This window comes from Gracilibacillus sp. JCM 18860, assembly GCF_055395245.1.
Window position 1 is genome coordinate 2,606,214 of the sequence record NZ_AP043868.1, and the last position, 20,591, is coordinate 2,626,804.

Consider the following 20,591-nt stretch of genomic DNA (forward strand, 5'->3'; position numbering starts at 1 on the left):
ATAAAGGAAGGTAATTCAATTAGGAGGCTTGTATCTGGGCTTGCATGATTTCATATATCTTACGAGTAGTGTTGACATTTCTTACTGTAACTTGTTTGTATAACTTGGTTCCAATCATTCTTCCCATACCGCTTCTGGTAACATTTTCCTTAGCAACTGACCATAAAATCGCACCAGGGACATATTTCACGGTATCTACATCTGGCTTCATGATTAATTTCTCCAGCACTGCTTCATCATCGACTTCCTCCCATAAAAATAAGACATCACTTTTCATTTCTTTGTCATTTTTCCATGTGCTAGGAATCGCATCGACGATTTTTTTGACTTCATTAAAACTTTGAATGACTACTTTAATCTCCAGCCCGAAATCCTGCTGAATAGCTTCTTCTAAGATCTGTGAAAGATCGGCTTTTGCTATTTCCTTGTACGAAAAAATAATATTGCCTGTATTAATATATGTCACCACATCGTTCATTCCAACCCGTTCAAATGTTTGTTTCAATAGCTTCATGTCGATTTTGTTTTTACCACCGACATTAATTCCGCGAAGAAGTGCGACATAAATCATAACCATCTTCCTTTCCATCTTATATATTAAATAATTTAAGATTAGCGAGATTTCTTCTATTTGTCTATTTTTTTTTGCTTAAAAATTAGTGACTTTTCTTATTGACTTGTCATCACACAATAGTGTATGATAAACAGTATAAAAAATAATGTGTGTCATACAGTATGGAAAAGAGGCAAAAACATGGATCCATTAATTCGTTCCTTATTGACAGAATTGAGAAGAGGAAACCTAACACTCGCGGTTTTAAGTCAGCTCAGAACGCCCCAATACGGCTATTCACTCGTGCAATTGCTAGAAGAGCTTGGTGTAACGATCGAGCAAAATACCTTGTACCCTTTGCTCAGAAGACTAGAAAAGCAAAAGCTCGTTACCAGTAGCTGGGATACCACAGATACAAGACCGCGGAAGTATTATGAATTAAGCGAATATGGGGTAGAAGTTTTCCATCAATTAAAGGCCGAGTGGATAACTAGTACGAAGAAGCTTTATGATGTCTTAAATGAAGGGGAAGAGGAATAATGAAGACGATTAACCTGTACATTCAAGAAGTGACAAGACGTTTGCCAGAGAAAAGTCGAGAGGATATTGGTTTAGAGCTTGAATCCACGATCTATGATATGTTACCAGAGGATTATGACGAGGAAGATGTGAAAGAAGCCCTTCAATCACTAGGGAATCCCGCTATTTTAGCAAGTAAATATAGTGAAAAGCCGATGCATTTAATTGGGCCAAAATATTTTGATGTGTATACTAGCTTTCTAAAGCTGATATTGCCTATTTCCATTATTCTTTCCCTTATCACAGTAGTAGCAGTAAAGGTATTGAATCCTGTGGAAGGTGGAGCGGTTCTCGAGACCATCCTAGAAATTATTGGGGAGGGTATTTGGCATATGCTTACTGTTGCCATTCATACATTTTTTTGGATAACGGTCACCTTTGCCATTGTGGAAAGGGCAGATAAGGAAAACAATAGGTCACCTATTTCTATGAACTTCAAGCCATGGACGCCTGATGATTTAAAAATGGTCACATATCTACCTAAAGAGAAGCGGATTAAAAATTATGAGTTCCATTTTGGTTTAATATGGACAGTTATTTGGGCAGCCATTTATTTTTATGCCGATCGATTAATTGGCGTATATGAGAATGGCGATAATGGGCTCAGGCTTGTTTCACCAGCGTTTGACCAAGACATACTTCTTTCCTTTTGGCCATGGGTAGTATTATTAATCATCGGAGAAGTAGCGTTAACTGTCTATAAATATATGAAAAAACAATGGACCTACAGACTTGCCTCCTTGCAGTCACTATATGAATTGGCAACCACCGTTGTTTTCGTTGTGATAATCACACGATCGAATCTCTTTACAACCGAGTTCCTACAAAAAACGGGTGAATTATTTGATACGACCTCAAGCAAAATCGAAGCCAGTATGACTTGGGGATTAGTTACTATTTCGATAGTCTATACGGTTATTGCTATTTATGACGTTTATAAAAAAGCAAACATCAAGGTAAAGGACAGATAGAAATGAAGAAGATTCAGAGCAGATACCTGCTCTGAATCATTCTGTTAACCGATATTGACTGATTTGCTCATGCAAGGCTTTACTCGAATTTGCAACCATTCGTAATCCATCATTCACCTCTTCGACTACTGCATGCATTTCCTCTGAAATAGCTGCAACGGTTTGCGCATGCGTTGCTTGAAGGTTTGCAGTGGAGGTTACTTTTGTAAAAAATTGCATGACCTCACTTACTCGATGATTAACGGTTTCCATAAGATCGACAATAGTAACATTTTGTTCTGCCACCTTCCCTGTCATTTCATCAATGAAATGAAAATGTGCCTGTGATCGCTCGATATTGGATCTGTTTTCCTCCGTATGGCGCTTTGTTGCATTCATCTCTTCCATGACGACATCCTTTTGCTGTGTAATCTCTACAATAATCGCATGAATTTGATCGGTTGCTAATTTCGATTGATCTGCTAACTGTCTAACCTCGTCTGCTACCACACCAAAACCCTTGCCATACTCTCCAGCCCGCGCCGCTTCTACCTGTGCATTTAATGCTAATAGATTCGTTTGACTAGCAATCATTTGGATCGTTTGCACCACTTGATCGATTTGGTCCATTTGATGATCAAGCTTTTCTATTTGCGAAGCAGATGAATAAACACTTTCCTCCATCAGATCTGTTTTTTCTGCCAAACTCTTCATATCTTCTAATCCAGTACCTGTTCGTTCCTTCGCATCCTGACCTAAGAGCTTTAAATTCATCGCATACTCACTTACGGTATGAACTTCCCGCTTCACGGTTTCTAGATAATTGGAAGAATGATATATTTCCTCTTGCTGTTCTTGAGATTGATGGGCCATGTCATGAATTGCATTAGAGACATTCTCCATGTCCTCTATGGCTCGATTCATTTGAGAGGTTAGCTGACTCGCTGATTCTGTCGTTTGTTCATTATGGTGTTTAATCTCTAGAAAAATGGATTGAATCGTATTTTTCATCTGATTAATACCAGAAGTAAGCCTTCCCACCTCATCATGCACTTTTGTCCGTAATGGTGGTAAGGATAAGTCGCCTGCTGCTATTTGATCAACATAGTTAGAAATCAGCTGGGTTGGCTTACGAATATAACGCTGTACTAAAATACTTAATAAGCAAGCAAAAGCAACTGCGATAATACCCACCACCACACTGGACTTCATCGCATTCTCACTTTGTGCTACCGTCGCATTTGTTTGCTTTGCTATATGCTGTTCCATCCATTCCTGCATTGCCTCTATACGATTACTAGCCTGATCAAAAAAGGCAATACTTTTATACATTTCATCCTGTGATACGTCCCAGTTTTTGTCTAAGGCTGCTGTCATAACGTGATTTCCTGCCTCTTGATATTGTGCTAAAACCTTTTTGTATTCCTCAAACAGGCTTGTCATTTCTTGATGATTGACCTTACCTACATAATCTTCCATACTTTGAATGCTGTTGTTTAAATCTGCTACCATTGCTTCTATTTCTTTCTGTAAATTCTTTGTTGTCACACTCATCGCTGGTTGGGATATTTCCTGCAATTGATTATGTATTTGATACATTTTTTTGAAGGTGTCTGTGGAGGTAAGCATTGCGGGGAAATGTCTCTCATCTATTTCCTCTGTATTCGTCGCAATCGTGTGGAATTGGGTATAATTCCATACTCCAAAACCAACAAATAATAGTAAAAATAGACCGAAACTAATAAAGATTCTTGCTCTCATGGATAACTGTTCGAAGCCCATTGTCCTTCCCCCTTCTTCCTGTACAATAGTATTTTACCTAAGGTCATGGGTAATAGGAATAAAGACCATCATTTCTTTACAAACAATTTACAATATGAATAGGTATTAACGCTTATCTCTTTATTTGTATAAATATGGTATTATTATTTTAGAAGAAGAGATAGGGGAGTTGATTATATGTTAACTCTAAATAAGCGACTACTAATTTTTTCTGTTAAGATCTTAATCTTAGTGATTATCTTTTTTATTCGGTCTTTCATTGGGGACCATTCCATTTGGAGAACATCGATGTAACGGATAAACAAGTAGTCAGTGAATCTAAGTCTTTTTTGAATGATTATTCTATAAAAGTATTCTGGATTGGTCCAAGCGGAAATGATTTCGAGATTGATTGGCTTGATGGCGATACGATTCTTTTAAGTAATTTAACGAAAGAGACAGAACAAGTAAAGCTAAAGGTTCAGGATGAAAGCTATGATTTTCGGTAATTTTTAGGAGGGGAAATGAGATGATCTATGATTTAAAAGGGGAAGCAAGCATGTCTCCTATTGTAGGAATATTATTTTCTGCAGTGAAGGAAAATATCGAACGCCTTCAATCTATTACAGAAGGCATGAGTCAAGAAGAAGTAGATTATAAAGGACCGAATAACAAAGATAATAGTACGGCTCAGTTAATCAAGCACCTCACATATGTTGATTTAAATTGGGTTTATCGGATAAAGGATCAACCACTTCCGCTATCCTTAAAAGAGGAATACGGACCAATGATCGATGCGAATAATAAGCTTCCGATGATTGAGGGGAAATCTATCCATACGCTTATGTCTAGATATGAAACGGTTTTTAACATGCTAGAAGATACTTGTACAGAATTGACCGATCATGATCTAGAAAAAATCGTCTTCTTTGGTCATAAAAACGAAAAACAAGCAACCATCCGCTGGGGGCTTTGGCATATGGCTGATCACAACCGCTATCATCAAGCTCATATAAATCAGCTCAGAAAGTGGTATAACAGAAGAACCTGTACCTTATAGCTCAAGATACAGGTTTTCTTCATTCACCATGTTTCCACTACCATATCCTTTCTACGATAAACACTCAAAATAAGTCCAAGGATCACCGTGTACACCACAATGATGCTTACACCATAACTTATGAATGGGATCGATATACCGATAATTGGTACTATTCCTACTCCCATTAGGATATTGTAAATGGTTGGTACGGTAAATAGCGTTGCACCTCCTATCACTAGCAATCTTCCATATCGATCTTTTGTTTTAAAGGCATTTATGGAGAGTCTTGATATAAATGCTAAAAGTACCGTACAAAGTGCTATACCAAATGCCCAGCCAAGGGTAGAGACAAGATATGGGAAGGCAAAATCTGTATGTGTGTTCACGATGGTATGGAGGGTTAATTCTTGTTCCAATCCATGACCAAACCATCCAGCTTGTAAAAAGGCATCCTTCAATAAAAGATACATGTATCCCTCTCCATAGGGATCACTATTCGGATGTAGAAAACCCAACAATCTATCCATAAAATATCCCTGAGAGCTCACAAGCATGATACTAATAAAACAGAGACTTGCTATTAGATTCACTGCCACTAATTTGATTGCAAGTTTTCTATGAACATTAGAAAATGCAAACATTACGGCTAGACAAAGAAAATAAAGTAACATCACCATATAACTTGGAAAAATTAAATAGATGGAGATCGGAAGCCAAAATAATATAACTAAAGCCCCTTGTTTTAACCAACTATTAAATACATGCATTTTGCTGAATATTCCTGCCCAAGCGAGAAAATAGAAAAATAAAGTGACAAGTGTCATATCAACACCTACCCCAAAAATGGCAAGCCAGCTCTTAGAACCGTTAACTGTAACCCCAAACAAAACCGTGCACAACTGAAGCATCAAGCCAATTCCATAGAAAAACGTCCACCCATTTTTTAGTTTTCGATAATCAAGCTTGATAATTCCAATTATTACCGTTATGGATATAAGATACCCTATTAATTGCTTTATCACAAAAGACGAAATAGCGTTTATTATTCTCGGTTCTCCATAGATTAAAGGGACAAAACCGATTGCTGCAATAGCTAAAAATAGAACAATCAGGAACCAATCCATTTTAGGTTGATGAACTTTATTTAAACTCTCTCCTAAGGTATACGGATTTCCCATTTCTTGAATCGCCTTCTTCTCAGCATCCTCTTTAGACAATTGCTTTTGTTGATAGGATAGACTCAACTCTTGAAGGTGATCCACTAGCTCTTTCTCAATCAAATTATGAGCTTCCTTTACTTTCACTTTGGAGGTCACTTTACTTAAAAATTCTTTAATAAGACTTGAACTCATAAGCACATTCCTCCATCAACTGTTTTAGCTCTAAGAAGGACTTCGAGCTCTCTTTGTAATAGCCTGTTACGCACTTTTTCCCTTTTGATGCTAGGGTATAGTATTTTCTTTCATTTATCCATTCAGAAGTGATCATTTTCTTACTTTCGAGAAGATGTAATAGTGTATACAACTGTCCTTCTTCTCCTTGAAAACTAAATTCCTGCTTCTGAAAAAGTTGTGTGGAAATATCATAACCGTGCTTGGACTGAAGTTGCAGCAATTCTAATACGGCAATGATAGTCTTTTCCTGCCATACATGAAGCTGCTGCTGAGAATGTTTTCGTCTTATCGTTTCTTTTACCGCATTTTTCCGCTCTTCCGAAAAAGAAAAGTCTTGAAAAACGTTTTTTTTCATTGCTTTCTTTAAATTAAATAGTGGGCCAGTCATCAGTTAAACCTCCTCTTTCATCTTTTCCTTTAGTATTTCCTTTGCTCGCTTCATTCTTGTTTTTATCGTATTAATATTGACAGTAGTAACCTTGCTGATCTCTCTGAATGAAAGCTCTTCATAAAAATGGAGAAACACGATTTCTCGATATTTAATCGGCAAAGACATAACTGCCTGAGATAGATTATCTCCTTGATGTTTAGCAATCACTTCCTCCTCCACCTCTTTTGATTTAGAAGGAATATAGTCCCAAATTTTTTCCGTGAGACTGACTTTTCGGTAATGCCAGCTTCTAAGGTAATCTTTACAGTGATTACTAGCTATCCGATATAACCAGGTTTTAAGTGAAGCTTGGTGATGAAATTGATCCAATTTTTCATAGCATTTCAAAAAAATCTCCTGTGTTAAATCTTCCGCAATCGTACGGTTTTTTACATATGTATAAACGAGATACAGGATCCCATCACTATATTCATCCATTAATTGCGTGATGAGTTGTTCTTTATCCTCCATCACGTCATCTATGATCGTTATTTGCTCAAGCTCATTCATCTAGCTAACCCCCTTTCTCTATTTTAGACGATGCTAGCTAGCATTTGGTTTGAAAAAGATTATTTGATCCAGATTGTCCGGATATTGGACAGCATGAGTGCAAATCTCTGTCACACTGTCTAATATATCCTGATATCGACCATCTTGAGTGCAAATCTCTGTCACACTGTCCAATATACAAAAAATAAATCACCTTTCCCACACTTCATTTAAAATAAGCTCCCTTGTTATTACCTTCTTTGATAAAGTGTTTTGCTAGCAATCTTTGAATTCTTTTTTTAGATGGTATCATTCCACACCATTCATGAATGGTTTTCGTTGTAATCTTTTCTGAGGGAAAAAGCAGCCTGAATTCTGCTACACTGCGCATCACAGCATTTTCTATAGATTCCATTGTGCCACATTTTTGACATATACATTTATATCCTTGGACACGAAGGGAAAGTAAATCACATGTAATGCATGGGATTCCTTTGTTGAACTGTGCAAAATCATAATTTGGTATGTTTGTTATCGGGGATGTTTTGATATGCTTGGATTGGAGAAGTTCAGAGATTTGATCATGTTGTTTTGATAATTTAGCAGAGTTTTGATTTATCCGTTTAATGTACCGATTAATTTGAGTAGGAAAAATAAGCGGCTTATCTAGTGGGGCTTGATATAAGGTGAATTCTGGGTGGACAAAAACAACGAAGCCATGAATGGGGATATGATAATGATGCGCTTGGAGAAATTGTCTCAGTAGGACTCGCTTTTTTGTAGTGGAATAAGGGGATTACTAACTTCTGTTTGGGGACTGCGGTACATTAATGTATGGTTATTGTCATAATAAAAATCACCTTGGTAATTTTTTATTTCATAGATGCAAATTTCGTTTGCCTGAATCATGAGGGAATCGATTTGAAAATGATTATTTGGGTGCTTTAACAGTAAATCATTCAACATATAATGCTCAGAGGTTAGCTGTTTCATTAAGGAATCAAAATGTTTTTCCCCCTCAAAGCCTTTTTGCATGCTTCTATAATATTGCTTTTCTTTTTCTGACAAAGGTGCCCGCCTATCCAAATATGAATATACGCGTAACCCATCAGGTTCTTTCCGCTCCTTTATGATCATGTTCCACTTCCTTTCTATATTATTTACATGACAGTTTAGGACAGTGATAGCTGTTAGTCAAGCTAGGCATTATAATAAAAATCCTCAAGGAGCATAGTCCTTGAGGATAATCTTACGTATGGGAAACGATCATTTCAGCAGCACCATCTAGCTGATAAGCAGAAATAGTTGCCGGAATAATAAAATGATCTCCTTTTTTTACATCAAATTGTTGTTGATGAACGGTTAGCTTCGCTTCTCCTTCGATGACACTTACCTGGAGGAAATCTTGGTCCATCGTTTTGGCCACCTTACCATCTAAGCCCCAGTGATAAACGGTAAAATATTTTTCTTCGACCAATTTTTTGCTAGTTAGGCCTTGGTCTATTTCATCACTCTGGTTAAGTCGTGGTGTTTCATGTGGAACAGTCGTCACATCCTTAGCTTCTTTTAGATGTAGTTCTCGTGTATTTCCTTGTGCATCTGTACGGTCATAATCATACACACGATAAGTAATATCAGAACTTTGCTGTGTTTCTAAAATAACAATTCCTTTTCCGATTGCATGAATCGTACCACTTGGAACATAGACAAAATCTCCTGCTTTTACCTTTACCTTGCGTAATAGCTTGTCCCATTGACCCTCATCAATCAGCTTTTCCAATTCCTCACGCGTTTGCGCATGATGGCCAATAATTAACTCGGCATCTGGTTCTGCACTTAGCACATACCAGCATTCTGTTTTACCATACGCTTCATTCGCCACCTCACGAGCATATTGATCATCTGGGTGTACTTGAACAGAAAGATTGTCATTTGCATCCAATATTTTGATGAGTAAAGGATACTCTTCCTCACTGTCAGCTGGTTTACGAAATAATTCACCATGATTTTTCCATGCTTCTAATAATGTTTGATTTTTTAGTGGACCATTTGTTATTTTACTTGGTCCGTTTGGATGGGCAGATATCACCCATGCCTCTCCTGTTTTTTCATAAGGAATTGTATAGGAAAACTCTGTGTTTAGCTTTTGGCCACCCCAAATTCGTTCTTGAAATACAGGCTGTAAAAATATTGGTTCTTGATACATTTCTTCGATTCTCCTTTCCACATCTATAAAAAAGATACTATCTAATGCCAACAATTGCAAATTAGTGTATCCCTTACTGCATGAAAACTTGGAATTTGGCTTTATCGATGCTCCCTTTCACTATATTCTTGATAAAAAGCTTTTTTCGATTTACCCAAAACGACCAAATTCATAAAAAGTCCTAAGGCCATAAAAGCAAAGGAACCTATGATATAGATGAAGCGAATTCCATGTAATTCGGAAAAAATACCAACTATTCCTGTAAATATAATGATGAGCAATGCCTCTAATACGCTAAGTGCACTTGAAAGTCTGCCCATAATTTCTGTTGGTACATTATTTTGATAAAAAGTTATGAAACCCGTATTTGCGAATGATAAAGCAAATGTTAATGTAAAAAACCCTATAGATGCCCAAATAAAATTTTGGGAGAATGCAAAGATCAAATTTCCAACTGGTGTGAAGATGGCTCCAAATCCAATAAGGATATTAATTTTTAGCCGACTAGTGAATAAAGCATTAGTTAATGAGCCTACTATAACTCCTATTCCTGCAACACTTACAAGAAACCCATAAGCACTCTCAGATAAAGAAAGTACTTTTGTTGCAAATGCAGCTTCTAGAGAGTCTAATACGGTCATAAATACGATAAATCCACTAAAGAGAACATAAACGAATGTCGTATGTCTGTTTGATTTGCTAAAAATAACGAGTTCTCTCCAATCATTTCTAATGACTCTCAAGCTTACTTTTTCAACCGTTTTCCCTCTTAATTCCAATTTGGGGAGTAAAAAAATGATGACAGCTGATATACCTAATGCTAGAGAATTCAACTGAATAGCAAGATAAGGAGATCCTAGAATAAACAAAACACCTGCAATGGAAGGTCCTAGTATAAAGCCCGTTGAATGAATGAAATTTCTAAGCGCATTAAATCTTTGGCGATCTGTCTTAGGTATAAGCTTCGTCATATAAACCGTCGATGTCGGCTCAAAAATTGAACTCGCCAAATTGATTATAAAAACCCATAAATAAATGAGAACGAGTGAATCCATATATGGAAGTAAATATATCAAGAATGCTCTAATAAAATCTAAGAAAATCATTAAATTCCTTTTATTTAACCTATCGATAAAGCTTCCCGACCAAAAATTAGTACACAAAGTGGCGATCGGTATAAGGATATAAAGAACAGATACGGCAAATGGTGATCCTGTCCTATCCAAAATAATCAGGTTAAGCGCAATTAAATAAATCCAAGCACCTAAATTGGATACGCCAATTCCAAACAGAAGTAATAAAGGATTTTTCCACTTCATCAGCTTCACTCCTAAAATCCGTTATTTGCATTGATAAAAAAAGAATCCCACCCCCAAGTTATTAGACTTGAGGACGAGACTCTCTGATTTTAGAAGTTCGCGGTGCCACCCCAGTTTGTTATTGTGTTGCCACAATAACCTTTTCGAGTACGTCTGCTAAAAATTGTGTAGAATATACTCTATCTCTATAACGGGAGAACCCGGCACATCATCATTTCTCATCAAGATAATCCTAAATGCAGCTCCAAGGCTTGGTTCCATGTGCCTCTACATCCTCCATCTCAGCAAAAGGAGTTCTCTGACATGCTTAAGCACATATACTCTTCTCTTCATCGCTTTTTGATTTAGTATAGTTTACAACAATTCCATGAATTTTGGAATAGAAATGGAGAAATCGTTAATATTCACAATCATTTTGAATCCACCCCACTGTAAAAATAAACTTTATTGCTGTTATAAACATCACTTTAAATTCACGTCACTAGCAAAATGACCTTTATCTCCTTTATAAACACCACTTTTCTTCCATTCCTCTTGCAAAACGGCCTTTATCTTCTTTATAAACACCACTTTCCTTCTATTCCTCTTGTAAAACGGCCTTTATCTTCTTTATAAACACCACTTTCCTTCCATTCCTCTTGCAAAACGGCCTTTATCTTCTTTATAAACACCACTTTCCTTCTATTCCTCTTGTAAAATGACCTTTATCTTCTTTATAAACACCACTTTCCTTCTATCCCTCTTGCAAAACGACCTTTATCACTTTTATAAACATCACTTTCATTCATTCCCCTTGCAAAATAAACTTTACCACTTCTATAAACACCACTCTTTCATTCATCCATCTAACAAAACGACCTTTACCTTCTTCATGTCAAACATTTCAATCAACATCCTTACCAAAATCCCAACACGCACTGGCAAAGCTCAACAATTATGTCGTAACACCAGCTTTCAGCTCTAATTTTCCACAATTTCACCGAGCAAAACGCAGTTATCCACATGTTAATAAGAATTCTAACAAGTTATGCACAGATTTATCCACATACTCACAATAAAAAAGGTATATATCGTATAGAACATAAATTCCTATACGATATATACACATATCTTTTTGTTTCATCCACAAATTGTGGATAATTCTTGTATAACTGTGGATATATTTGATTGTTAATAGGATAATGTGGTTAATTCTACCTCTGTATTTTGTTTCTCTCCATCTCGGTAAAAGGTGATCTTAACGGTATCTCCTACAGATTTTTCCGAATATAGATGCTTGCGCAAATCGACGATATCTGCCATTGGCTCTCCATCCATTGCGGTAATCACATCATAAGGCTTTAATCCGCCTTTATCAGCTGGTGACATTGGTTCTACACTGCGGATATATAAGCCACCTGTTACCTCTTCTGGTAGGTTGAGACTTCTCTCCCACTCTACTTGGGCAATATCATTTAGCGAATAGGCTTCTACGCCTAAGAAGGCTCTCGTAATTTTTCCATTTTCTTCGAGTTCCTTGACGATTGGCAACACATCATCGATCGGTAAGGCAAAGCCGATGCCTTCTACCGCCGATTCTGCTATCTTCATCGAGTTAATACCAATTAACTGTCCTTCGGAATTAATCAGGGCACCACCGCTATTACCTGGATTGATGGCAGCATCTGTTTGGATAACCTCTGCCTGCCAATCTGCTCTTCCATCTCCGTCAAAATCCTGTGGAATCGCTCGCTGTTTTCCACTTATGACCCCTTGGGTGACGGAACCAGATAAGTAAAGACCTAACGGATTGCCAATTGCAATTGCTGGTTCTCCAACATGTACATCCTGGGATTGTCCAATAGGGATCGTCTTTTCTACCTTGCTTGCATCCATTTTGATCACAGCTAAATCTGTGAATAAGTCACTACCGACTAGTGTTGCATTTACCTTCTGTTCGTCTGACAAAATTATCTCTACTTGATCAGCACCTTGAATGACGTGATGATTGGTAATAATATAGGCAGTATCTCCATCAATCTTGTAAATAACACCAGAGCCTGTGCCTTGTTCTCCATTTGACTGATCCTGATCCCAAAAGTTCGCTTGTTGTTGGATATTTACCACCCCAACAACAGCAGGAGAAACCTCTGCGACAATCTCAGTTACACGTGTGGAGATATCTACCTTCACATTTTTCAATGTCTGAGGCGTTTGTTCTACCGTTCCATCTGTTTGACCATTCGATTGATCTAGCTTTCCACCTATCACGATTTCATACGGTAACCAATTTCTTTCTACTAGCATTGGTAAAACTAAGGCAAACAAAAAAGCTCCAAGTACTAATCCCACGATAAATGGCATCCAAAAGCTACTTCTCTTGCTACTTTTTCTCCGCGAAATATCATGACCATCATAATAACCCATTTAGGATCATCCTCTACTCGTTAATTAAACCACCTCGTATAATGCTGTTGGTTCTTTCGGATCTGTATCATGAAGCGTGATTCTTTCACCTACAGAGAAACCGTATTCGGATAAACCATGTTCCACAGACATACGAGCTAAGTCTTTCATATTATTATCTTTACTTAAATGGGCTAAATAAATACGTTTTGTTTGATCATCTATGATATCTCTTAATGCTAAGGCACAATCTTCATTGGAAACATGGCCAGTATCTCCAAGAATTCTTCGCTTAACACTCCATGGATAGCGCCCCATCCGAAGCATCTCCACATCATGGTTAGCTTCAAAGATTAAGGCATCTGCTCCTTCTACTGTTTTCTTTATTCTTTCCGACACATAACCCAGATCCGTGACAAGGGCAACCTTCTTTCCGTTATGATGAAAGGTATAAAACATTGGCTCAGCCGCATCATGTGACACAGCAAATGATTCAACATCTATGTCACCAAAGCTCTTCGTTTCTTCCATTTTAAAAATAAATTTTTGATCTAGATCAATTTTTCCAATGGCTTGATCCATTGCCTTCCATGTTTTTTCGTTCGCATATATCGGAAGGCGATGCTTACGAGCAAAAATTCCGAGGCCTTTTATATGATCACTATGTTCATGGGTGACAAGAATTCTCGAGAGCTCTGCTGGATCAACTTGGATTTGATGAAATAGCCTTGTTAGCTCTTTCCCACTTAATCCAGCATCTACTAGGATTTTTTCCTTTTCTGTTCCGATATAAAAAGCATTCCCCGTACTACCGGATGCTAATACACTAAAGTGCATCGTCCTCTTCCTCCACTTCTCTTGTTGACATTAATTCTGCTAATACTTGATTGATGAAATGGTTGATTTCTGTTTGTCCCCAATCTTCCTCCAATGGTTGAATAGCTGAGGTTCCGACAGATTCCCCAATCAAATTCTTCATTTCCATCACAAAGTCATGTGCTTCCCTATTCGAGTTGTGACCTTCTACTGCATTAATATAAAAATAGGTGTTATCATCTACCTCAATTTCCCATGTAGGCAGTAGTACTTGTTCGCCATTAGGTAATGGAAGTAAGTTATGATATCCTAAATCCACTTCTGTAATTTCCGAGCCAGGGCTAATATTGCCATTATTAAATAATTTTGTGATTACTGTAAGTGGCATGATTAATTCCTCTACCGGCTGTTCCTCCGTTTTTTCTAGAATGGTTTGGACATAATGGGTCATTTCGCCATTTTCATTAACTTTGATCATCAACACACCGCTTAGATTATAGTAAATCGGATCGTCCAACTCTTGAAAAAAGATATACGTATTCGTCTGCTCATCTACAACATAATCCTCTAAGTTATATTGCTCATCATTCCAAATGTTTTCTTTGATACTCTCTTTTGTAGTATCTAAATCAAATGCCTCAGGTGAATCAAAATGAGAAACGATCATCGTATCGTCAATAATCACGGATTTCTGATTTGGCAGCTTATCGATTTCACTGATCTCTTCCTCGGTGAATTCTTTACTCTTTGCATTTAATGTTGCCGCTTTAGTCGGCTCTTCTGGAATATTATCTAGTCCCTTTAAATTCGTCGCAAGGTAATCTTCCTGTGTAGTTTCCTCTGTGTTGTAAGAAAGCTCTTCCTGTTGATTATCGATATATTGTCGAAGTAAAAAGATATCAAGTATGAGAAAGCATAGGATAAACAGTGTTTTAATTTGACCCCATTGCATTCGAATTCCCTCCTTGATTCTTTTGAACATTATTAGAAATAAACTGCATGCCTGTACTTGTTTCGATACACCATGATGGAATTAGGTCAAAAAATTGCGTACCTGCTTGCTGTTCTATTCGATAGCCAAGCTGTATATCATAAACTTCTTCCAGTGAAAAATCATTACTATCCTTTAAGTACTGGATTAAATCCTTCGCACTCATTAAATCGGTTTCTGCCCGATCATAAGGATAGGTGAGCTTCATCAATGGTCGATTATACTGATAAATCGTATTGTTCTGTATAACTACTGACATACTGGAAAGTCCATTATTGGAAAAGACTGGGAAATTTTCATACATCATGCGATATTCCACAAATTGATAGGCTGCATTTACATCGTATAAATGGTATTGAATGCTCTCATCCACTAGCCAGCCTTTATGTGCATTAATATGATCGATCGACCTTGTGATCAGTAAATCGGCTGGATCCTGTACTGTATTTAATTCATTTTGGTTATTCTGAGCTTGATCGTCTGTTACCGAGAAGTTGGTAAACTCTACATGATAGCCTTTGACGATCATTTCTCTCGTTCCATCTGAATAAACGGTCCCGCCTTCTGCATTCCTAGAGCTCCGTACACTGAATGGGTTCGGGAAGAAAATACTTTTAAAAGAATTCGTATCTGCTTGAATCTCAGTATATCTGAATTTTCGACCTTTAATCGTTTGTTCTGTTGGAAGATATACGGTTTGTTCACTTAATTCTACTGGGACAAGAGTGTCGAATTCCTTCTCTGCTTGCAAATCGGTAACGTATTGGATGACCTGCGAAATGTTTTGAACCTGAGCTGTAATATCAATTCCATTAGGATCACTATTATCAAAAATAATCTGATTTGTCGTCCTATTTTCATCTAAGTATAGAATAATCCGTTTAAATTGATTATCAATGCGAATAGTTTCATTTGTTGTAAATAAATCAGGAATATATTGGGATGGCAGTGGCGTCGGAAAAACAATCTCTATCCTTTCTTTTTCTGTGTCTACCCCAATTCCTTCTTCTAGCATAGTAAAATCATATAAAAACCAATCAGATAGTGCTTGGAAGATTTCTAACTCATCCGTTTTCTGATGGAAGCCTAAATGTTCTTGATCCCAATGGAACACTATTTGAGAAGGCTTAATCAACGATTGTTTTGTTGCTTCCGAGCCTTCTAGCTGTGCATCTGTTGATCGGTCATTCGCTGATTCTTCATATTCCCCTTCATAATTCCATATCGCAAAAGTAAGCAATAAGCTTAAAGCAATGAGAAAAGTTAGTAGGATTGATTTAATCGCTTCGAATTTCATTTTTGATTACCCCGCTTTCGATTCTTTAGCGGTAGCGTGAAGTATATTGTCGTACCTTGTCCTTCCTTACTTGTCGCCCAAATATGACCATGATGTGCTTCAATTATTTCCTTGGAAATCGCCAAACCTAATCCAGTCCCTCCTAATTCACGGGACCTTGCTTTATCTACACGGTAAAAACGATCAAATATTTTGTCTACCTTTTCCCGGGCAATTCCCAAGCCTTGGTCTTTAATACTGAATTTCACTCTATTTTGCTCTTTTGCGAGCTGAAAGGTGATTTTACCACCCTCAGGTGAGTATTTAATCGCATTCGACATAATATTATCAATTACTTGAGTGATCTTGTCCTGATCAATTCTTGTTTTGATCTGTTCTTTTGGAAGCTTTCTTTCAATCCCGATTACATCTGTCTTATTCATATCAAAGCGATCTAAAATATTTTCGACAAATGAGACAAGTTCGACCTTTTGCTTATTCATCGCCCCTTCTTTATGATCCATCTTCGATAATTGGAGCAAATCATTCACGAGACGAATCATCCGATCTGTCTCATTTTGGGTCACTTCCAAAAATTGTGGTGCGATTTCTTTGTCTTTCCATGCCCCATCTGTTAAAGCTTCTATATAACTACGCATTGTCGTTAATGGTGTTCTTAATTCATGGGAAACATTCGATACGAATTCCCTTCTTTCCCGTTCTACCTTTTCCTGTTCGGTTACATCACTTATCACCGTGATTAAGCCATTAAAGTTCTCCTCTTCATCCTGCACCACAGAAAAACTAGCTCGAATCAAAAATAATTGGTCATCATCACTGAAGTCAATCGTTAGCGAGTTCGTTTCCTCTAGTTCTTTAATATCCAATACCTTTTCTTCGATTTGAAGGACATCGGCAATAGGTTTTCCCTTTGCCTCACTAAAGGATGTATCAATCAGGTTAATAGCAGGGTCGTTCATTAAGACAATTCTTCCTTTTTCATCTGTTGCGATCACACCTTCTGACATATTGGATAAAACAGAACTCAATTTTCTCCGTTCTTCTTCTGTCGTCTGATTCGCAAGCTTCAACCTATCAGTCATATCATTGAAGGTCGTTGCAAGCTGGCCAATCTCATCAACCCCATAAACATTTACCTTTTTGGAAAAGTCGCCTTTGGCAATGACCATTGCTTGCTTACGCATTTCAGTTATAGGCTTTGTTATTGTTCGTGCTACAAGAATCCCTAAAATAATCGAAACAACAACCGTAAGAATGGTTCCACTCAAAAAGATTTTGCTAATTTCCTCTAGCTGATCATAAACATCTTCAATAGAGGCCTCGACTCTTACCGCCCCAACTGGTGTATTAGTGGCATTATCCATAATCGGTACCGTTTTTGCAATCATACGATCATTACTGTATCGGAATTTCTCCTTCTCCTCTTCCGCAAACTTTAATGCACCATTTATCGCAATATTACCAGTCACTCTTTTTCCGATTCTCTCTAAGTCTGAGTTCGCCCCAATGACACGATATTGGGAATCTATTACTTGGAGATCGGTAAAAATATCCCTTGAATAGCGATCAATAATATCACTAACGTCCTCTTGAAGGGTCGGCTCTTCCCCATTTTCTGGCCTTTTTTCCTGAAATGCCTCCTCTAAATTTGTTTTCAAAACCGTAAGGCGATCATCTAAGTTCGCTTCAAAGTTGGTGTTTAAATTCGTTTCCAATTTATCAAGAAAATATGCTCCAATCAGTTGAACAGCAAGCAATAGAAACAAGCTTAAAATGATAATTATTTTTAAACGAATCGATTGGAAAAAGCCCACTCTTTTCATAGAACATTACTCCTGTTCAGGATTTCGTAAATAATAGCCCACACCCCTACGTGTCACAATCCATAATGGGTTACTCGGGTTGTCCTCGATTTTTTCCCTTAATCGGCGTACCGTTACGTCTACCGTACGGACATCACCGTAATAATCATATCCCCAAACCGTCTCTAAAAGATGCTCTCTCGTCATGACCTGTCCGATATGACGAGCTAAATAATGTAGCAATTCAAATTCACGATGGGTTAATTCAATGTACTCCCCATCTCTTGTTACGGTATATGCATCTGGGTGAATGACAAGGGATCCAATTTCAATATCATTGGTATCGCGTTTTTGATTCGCAGGTTCTTGGTTGATTCTTCGTAAATTCGCTTTTACCCTTGCGATCAATTCACGATTGCTAAATGGCTTTGTGACATAATCATCGGCCCCTAGCTCTAATCCAAGCACCTTATCAATTTCTGCATCCTTTGCTGTTAACATAATAATCGGCATACTATGCGTTTTTCTTACCTCACGGCAGACCTCGTTTCCGTCTTTTTTGGGTAGCATAATATCGAGCAAGATCAAATCAGGATCTTCCTTCAACGCATACTCAATCGCTTGATCACCATCATAGGCACAAATGACGTCATATCCTTCTTTTTCTAAGTTGAACTTCAGTATATCGGCAATCGGCTTTTCATCATCTACTACTAAAATTTTCTGACTCATAAAAGCACGTCCTTTTTCTTTATATATTTTATCACAGCGGAAAATCTCTATTGCTGAGTGTCTCATGTTATCCTTTTACATAGGGATGGTCGTTAATTTCCCATCATCAAAAATCATAAGGATTAAACTTCTCCTAGTTACCTATTTTAACGTAAAAAAGCAAAAATGTCTTTTCTTCACTGTTTTTAATCGGCAAGCTATTGAAAAACCCTTGTTCCGTAGAGTTACGCGAACAAGGGTTAGTTATTATAATAAATCTTCAGGGCTCTTGACTAAAGATCCGTTTTTGTATACTTCAAAGTGTAAATGGATCCCCGTGGAATCACCTGTTGTTCCCATTACACCAATTTTGCTTCCTTTTTCTACTGTTTGTCCTGCTTTTACGCTGATAGAAGCTAAATGTGCATAAACTGTACGATACCCATTGTTATGGTTGATGACGATTTTATTACCATAGCCTCCGTCATCCCAGCCAGCTGATACGACAGTACCGTTATCGGCAGCTTTAATCGTCCGATTGCTTGGACCCGCAATGTCTATCCCTTTATGGAATGCACCCCACCTTTGACCGACATAGCTTGAGATATATCCTCCAACAGCTGGCCAAGCAAGGTCTCCAGATCCTCTAGATGGTACCACCTTCGTACCCTTAACAATAATTTTATCGGTTGCTTCTTCTGTAATATTTTCTTCAACGACGTCTGTGCTGACTGTTTGTCCGTTCACTTTTTGCACCTTATAGTGAACTTCCTTGGATCCATCTTTTCCTTCTTGCTTCACTTCTTCGTCGCCTTTATACATCTTCTCTGATTCTTCAGTTACTGTTTCATACTCAATCGTTTCTTCGACTTTCTTCTCTTCTGTAACAATCACTTTCACAAAAGGCTTCTGTTCTGTAACTTGAAGAACATCGCCAACCTTGATCGTAGAATCCTCGGTTAAACCTTCATTTAAAGCTAATAATGTATCTAACTCCAGGTCATGCTTCGCTGCTATCGATCCAAGCACATCCCCTTCTTGAACCTCATATTTTTTATTTTCTAGTGTCCCTTTTTCAAGTAAGGTGACACCTTCCTCCACTGTTAGAACCTCACTTGCCTGTACTTCCTCCTCAGAGGTGGTAATATCCTCTGATAATTCCACATCGACAATACGATTATCTCCAACTGCTAGATCTTTCGATGCTTCCTTTTTCGATTCTAACTGTTCTAAAACATCTTTACTGACAAATTTTTCTTTGTAGGCCTGAAGGACATCCTTCACCGCTTCTTCGCCTGCAAAATAGCCAACAAGCTTATCATCAATCGTTAAGGACTGTGCCTCTACTTGTACAGCTAATTCTTTCTCTATATAATCAAAAACTTCCGCTTCACTTGTTTGGGTTTCAAACACTGTTTCAGGGATATAAGTAATATCTCCTTCGATCGTGTATGTATAATCAGGCTGCTTGCTTTCCTTTTTTACCTTTTCTATTTTTTTCTCTATATATTGCTGCACATCTTCTTGGTTATCTACTACCCCTATGTGCTCGCCGTCTACATATACGTGATAGATCGTAGAAAGCTCCTTCTCGTCGGCAAAAACCGTTTGAGCAGATAAACACATGGCTATTACACCCGCAATAGTTGCAAGCTTCACAACCTTTTTATACTTACTAATCTTGCTTTCTCGCATGATAATAGTCCTCCTATTTCCCTATCATGGTTCTTTTCTTTATCTTTAATTCGAAGGAACCACCTCTAATAATCTAACATAGATCATCAGATTGTGAAAAGGGCTTACATCGAGATGTAACATAACTGTATAATAAAATCCATTTATTTACATAAACCTTCATTTTTTCTG

21 protein-coding genes are annotated in these 20,591 nt (G+C 37.6%); 4 read left to right on the forward strand and 17 right to left on the reverse strand.

Annotation, left to right across the window (positions count from 1 at the left end):
• Positions 1–19 precede the first annotated feature (19 nt).
• Entirely contained in the window at positions 20–571 is a 552-nt protein-coding gene (locus ACZ5R4_RS13180; protein WP_054860811.1) for a DUF1697 domain-containing protein, read from the reverse strand.
• Positions 572–754: 183 nt separating this feature from the next.
• Here ACZ5R4_RS13180 and ACZ5R4_RS13185 point away from each other — a divergent pair, with 183 nt between their 5' ends.
• Positions 755–1,093, forward strand: a complete 339-nt coding sequence (locus ACZ5R4_RS13185; protein WP_109983415.1) for a PadR family transcriptional regulator — start codon at positions 755–757, stop codon at positions 1,091–1,093.
• Positions 1,093–2,103 carry an HAAS signaling domain-containing protein gene (locus tag ACZ5R4_RS13190; RefSeq protein ID WP_464367486.1) on the forward strand — a complete coding sequence of 337 codons (1,011 nt, stop codon included), beginning with the start codon at positions 1,093–1,095 and terminating at the stop codon, positions 2,101–2,103. Before ACZ5R4_RS13185 ends, ACZ5R4_RS13190 begins: the two co-directional genes overlap by 1 nt.
• A gap of 36 nt (positions 2,104–2,139) precedes the next feature.
• On the opposite strand, the gene ACZ5R4_RS13195 is transcribed toward ACZ5R4_RS13190, so the two are convergent.
• Positions 2,140–3,864 carry a methyl-accepting chemotaxis protein gene (locus ACZ5R4_RS13195; protein WP_054860814.1) on the reverse strand — a complete coding sequence of 575 codons (1,725 nt, stop codon included), beginning with the start codon at positions 3,862–3,864 and terminating at the stop codon, positions 2,140–2,142.
• Positions 3,865–4,139: 275 nt separating this feature from the next.
• On the opposite strand from ACZ5R4_RS13195, the gene ACZ5R4_RS13200 reads away from it, so the two are divergent.
• Both ACZ5R4_RS13200 and ACZ5R4_RS13205 read left to right on the forward strand, forming a co-directional pair.
• On the forward strand, positions 4,140–4,352 hold the full coding sequence (locus tag ACZ5R4_RS13200; protein ID WP_054860815.1) for a hypothetical protein: 213 nt from the start codon (positions 4,140–4,142) through the stop codon (positions 4,350–4,352).
• A gap of 20 nt (positions 4,353–4,372) precedes the next feature.
• On the forward strand, positions 4,373–4,903 hold the full coding sequence (locus ACZ5R4_RS13205; RefSeq protein WP_464367487.1) for a DinB family protein: 531 nt from the start codon (positions 4,373–4,375) through the stop codon (positions 4,901–4,903).
• A 23-nt stretch (positions 4,904–4,926) separates the two neighbouring features.
• On the opposite strand, the gene ACZ5R4_RS13210 is transcribed toward ACZ5R4_RS13205, so the two are convergent.
• From ACZ5R4_RS13210 to ACZ5R4_RS13280, 15 genes are all read right to left on the reverse strand, one after another.
• The gene (locus ACZ5R4_RS13210) at positions 4,927–6,237 is read right to left on the reverse strand and encodes an FtsW/RodA/SpoVE family cell cycle protein (protein WP_464367488.1); all 1,311 of its coding nucleotides are present in this window, start codon (positions 6,235–6,237) and stop codon (positions 4,927–4,929) included.
• Positions 6,218–6,667: a PadR family transcriptional regulator gene (locus ACZ5R4_RS13215; RefSeq protein ID WP_277679256.1), complete on the reverse strand. Its 450-nt coding sequence runs from the start codon at positions 6,665–6,667 to the stop codon at positions 6,218–6,220. Before ACZ5R4_RS13215 ends, ACZ5R4_RS13210 begins: the two co-directional genes overlap by 20 nt.
• A gap of 3 nt (positions 6,668–6,670) precedes the next feature.
• The gene (locus ACZ5R4_RS13220) at positions 6,671–7,219 is read right to left on the reverse strand and encodes a sigma-70 family RNA polymerase sigma factor (protein WP_054860817.1); all 549 of its coding nucleotides are present in this window, start codon (positions 7,217–7,219) and stop codon (positions 6,671–6,673) included.
• Between the two features lie 33 nt (positions 7,220–7,252).
• A complete protein-coding gene (locus ACZ5R4_RS13225; RefSeq protein WP_464367489.1) occupies positions 7,253–7,384 on the reverse strand; it encodes a hypothetical protein in 132 nt (43 codons plus the stop codon).
• Between the two features lie 40 nt (positions 7,385–7,424).
• Positions 7,425–7,613, reverse strand: coding sequence for a hypothetical protein (locus ACZ5R4_RS13230; protein WP_054860818.1), 189 nt, complete (start codon positions 7,611–7,613; stop codon positions 7,425–7,427).
• A gap of 344 nt (positions 7,614–7,957) precedes the next feature.
• Positions 7,958–8,266: a nuclease-related domain-containing protein gene (locus tag ACZ5R4_RS13235; RefSeq protein ID WP_464367490.1), complete on the reverse strand. Its 309-nt coding sequence runs from the start codon at positions 8,264–8,266 to the stop codon at positions 7,958–7,960.
• 181 nt (positions 8,267–8,447) lie between these two features.
• The gene (gene manA, locus ACZ5R4_RS13240) at positions 8,448–9,404 is read right to left on the reverse strand and encodes a mannose-6-phosphate isomerase, class I (protein ID WP_109983424.1); all 957 of its coding nucleotides are present in this window, start codon (positions 9,402–9,404) and stop codon (positions 8,448–8,450) included.
• A 101-nt stretch (positions 9,405–9,505) separates the two neighbouring features.
• Positions 9,506–10,723 carry an MFS transporter gene (locus ACZ5R4_RS13245; protein ID WP_464367491.1) on the reverse strand — a complete coding sequence of 406 codons (1,218 nt, stop codon included), beginning with the start codon at positions 10,721–10,723 and terminating at the stop codon, positions 9,506–9,508.
• Positions 10,724–11,893: 1,170 nt separating this feature from the next.
• On the reverse strand, positions 11,894–13,129 hold the full coding sequence (locus ACZ5R4_RS13250) for a S1C family serine protease (RefSeq protein WP_109983426.1): 1,236 nt from the start codon (positions 13,127–13,129) through the stop codon (positions 11,894–11,896).
• Between the two features lie 24 nt (positions 13,130–13,153).
• On the reverse strand, positions 13,154–13,945 hold the full coding sequence (locus ACZ5R4_RS13255) for an MBL fold metallo-hydrolase (RefSeq protein ID WP_109983427.1): 792 nt from the start codon (positions 13,943–13,945) through the stop codon (positions 13,154–13,156).
• A complete protein-coding gene (locus ACZ5R4_RS13260) occupies positions 13,935–14,876 on the reverse strand; it encodes a two-component system regulatory protein YycI (RefSeq protein WP_181397424.1) in 942 nt (313 codons plus the stop codon). Before ACZ5R4_RS13260 ends, ACZ5R4_RS13255 begins: the two co-directional genes overlap by 11 nt.
• Complete coding sequence (locus ACZ5R4_RS13265; protein WP_109983429.1) at positions 14,857–16,212, reverse strand: YycH family regulatory protein; 1,356 nt, start codon at positions 16,210–16,212, stop codon at positions 14,857–14,859. Before ACZ5R4_RS13265 ends, ACZ5R4_RS13260 begins: the two co-directional genes overlap by 20 nt.
• Positions 16,209–18,035 carry a cell wall metabolism sensor histidine kinase WalK gene (gene walK, locus ACZ5R4_RS13270; RefSeq protein WP_464367492.1) on the reverse strand — a complete coding sequence of 609 codons (1,827 nt, stop codon included), beginning with the start codon at positions 18,033–18,035 and terminating at the stop codon, positions 16,209–16,211. Before walK ends, ACZ5R4_RS13265 begins: the two co-directional genes overlap by 4 nt.
• 6 nt (positions 18,036–18,041) lie before the next feature.
• The gene (gene yycF, locus ACZ5R4_RS13275) at positions 18,042–18,746 is read right to left on the reverse strand and encodes a response regulator YycF (protein ID WP_109983431.1); all 705 of its coding nucleotides are present in this window, start codon (positions 18,744–18,746) and stop codon (positions 18,042–18,044) included.
• A 246-nt stretch (positions 18,747–18,992) separates the two neighbouring features.
• Positions 18,993–20,420: a peptidoglycan DD-metalloendopeptidase family protein gene (locus ACZ5R4_RS13280; RefSeq protein WP_464367493.1), complete on the reverse strand. Its 1,428-nt coding sequence runs from the start codon at positions 20,418–20,420 to the stop codon at positions 18,993–18,995.
• Positions 20,421–20,591 lie beyond the last annotated feature (171 nt).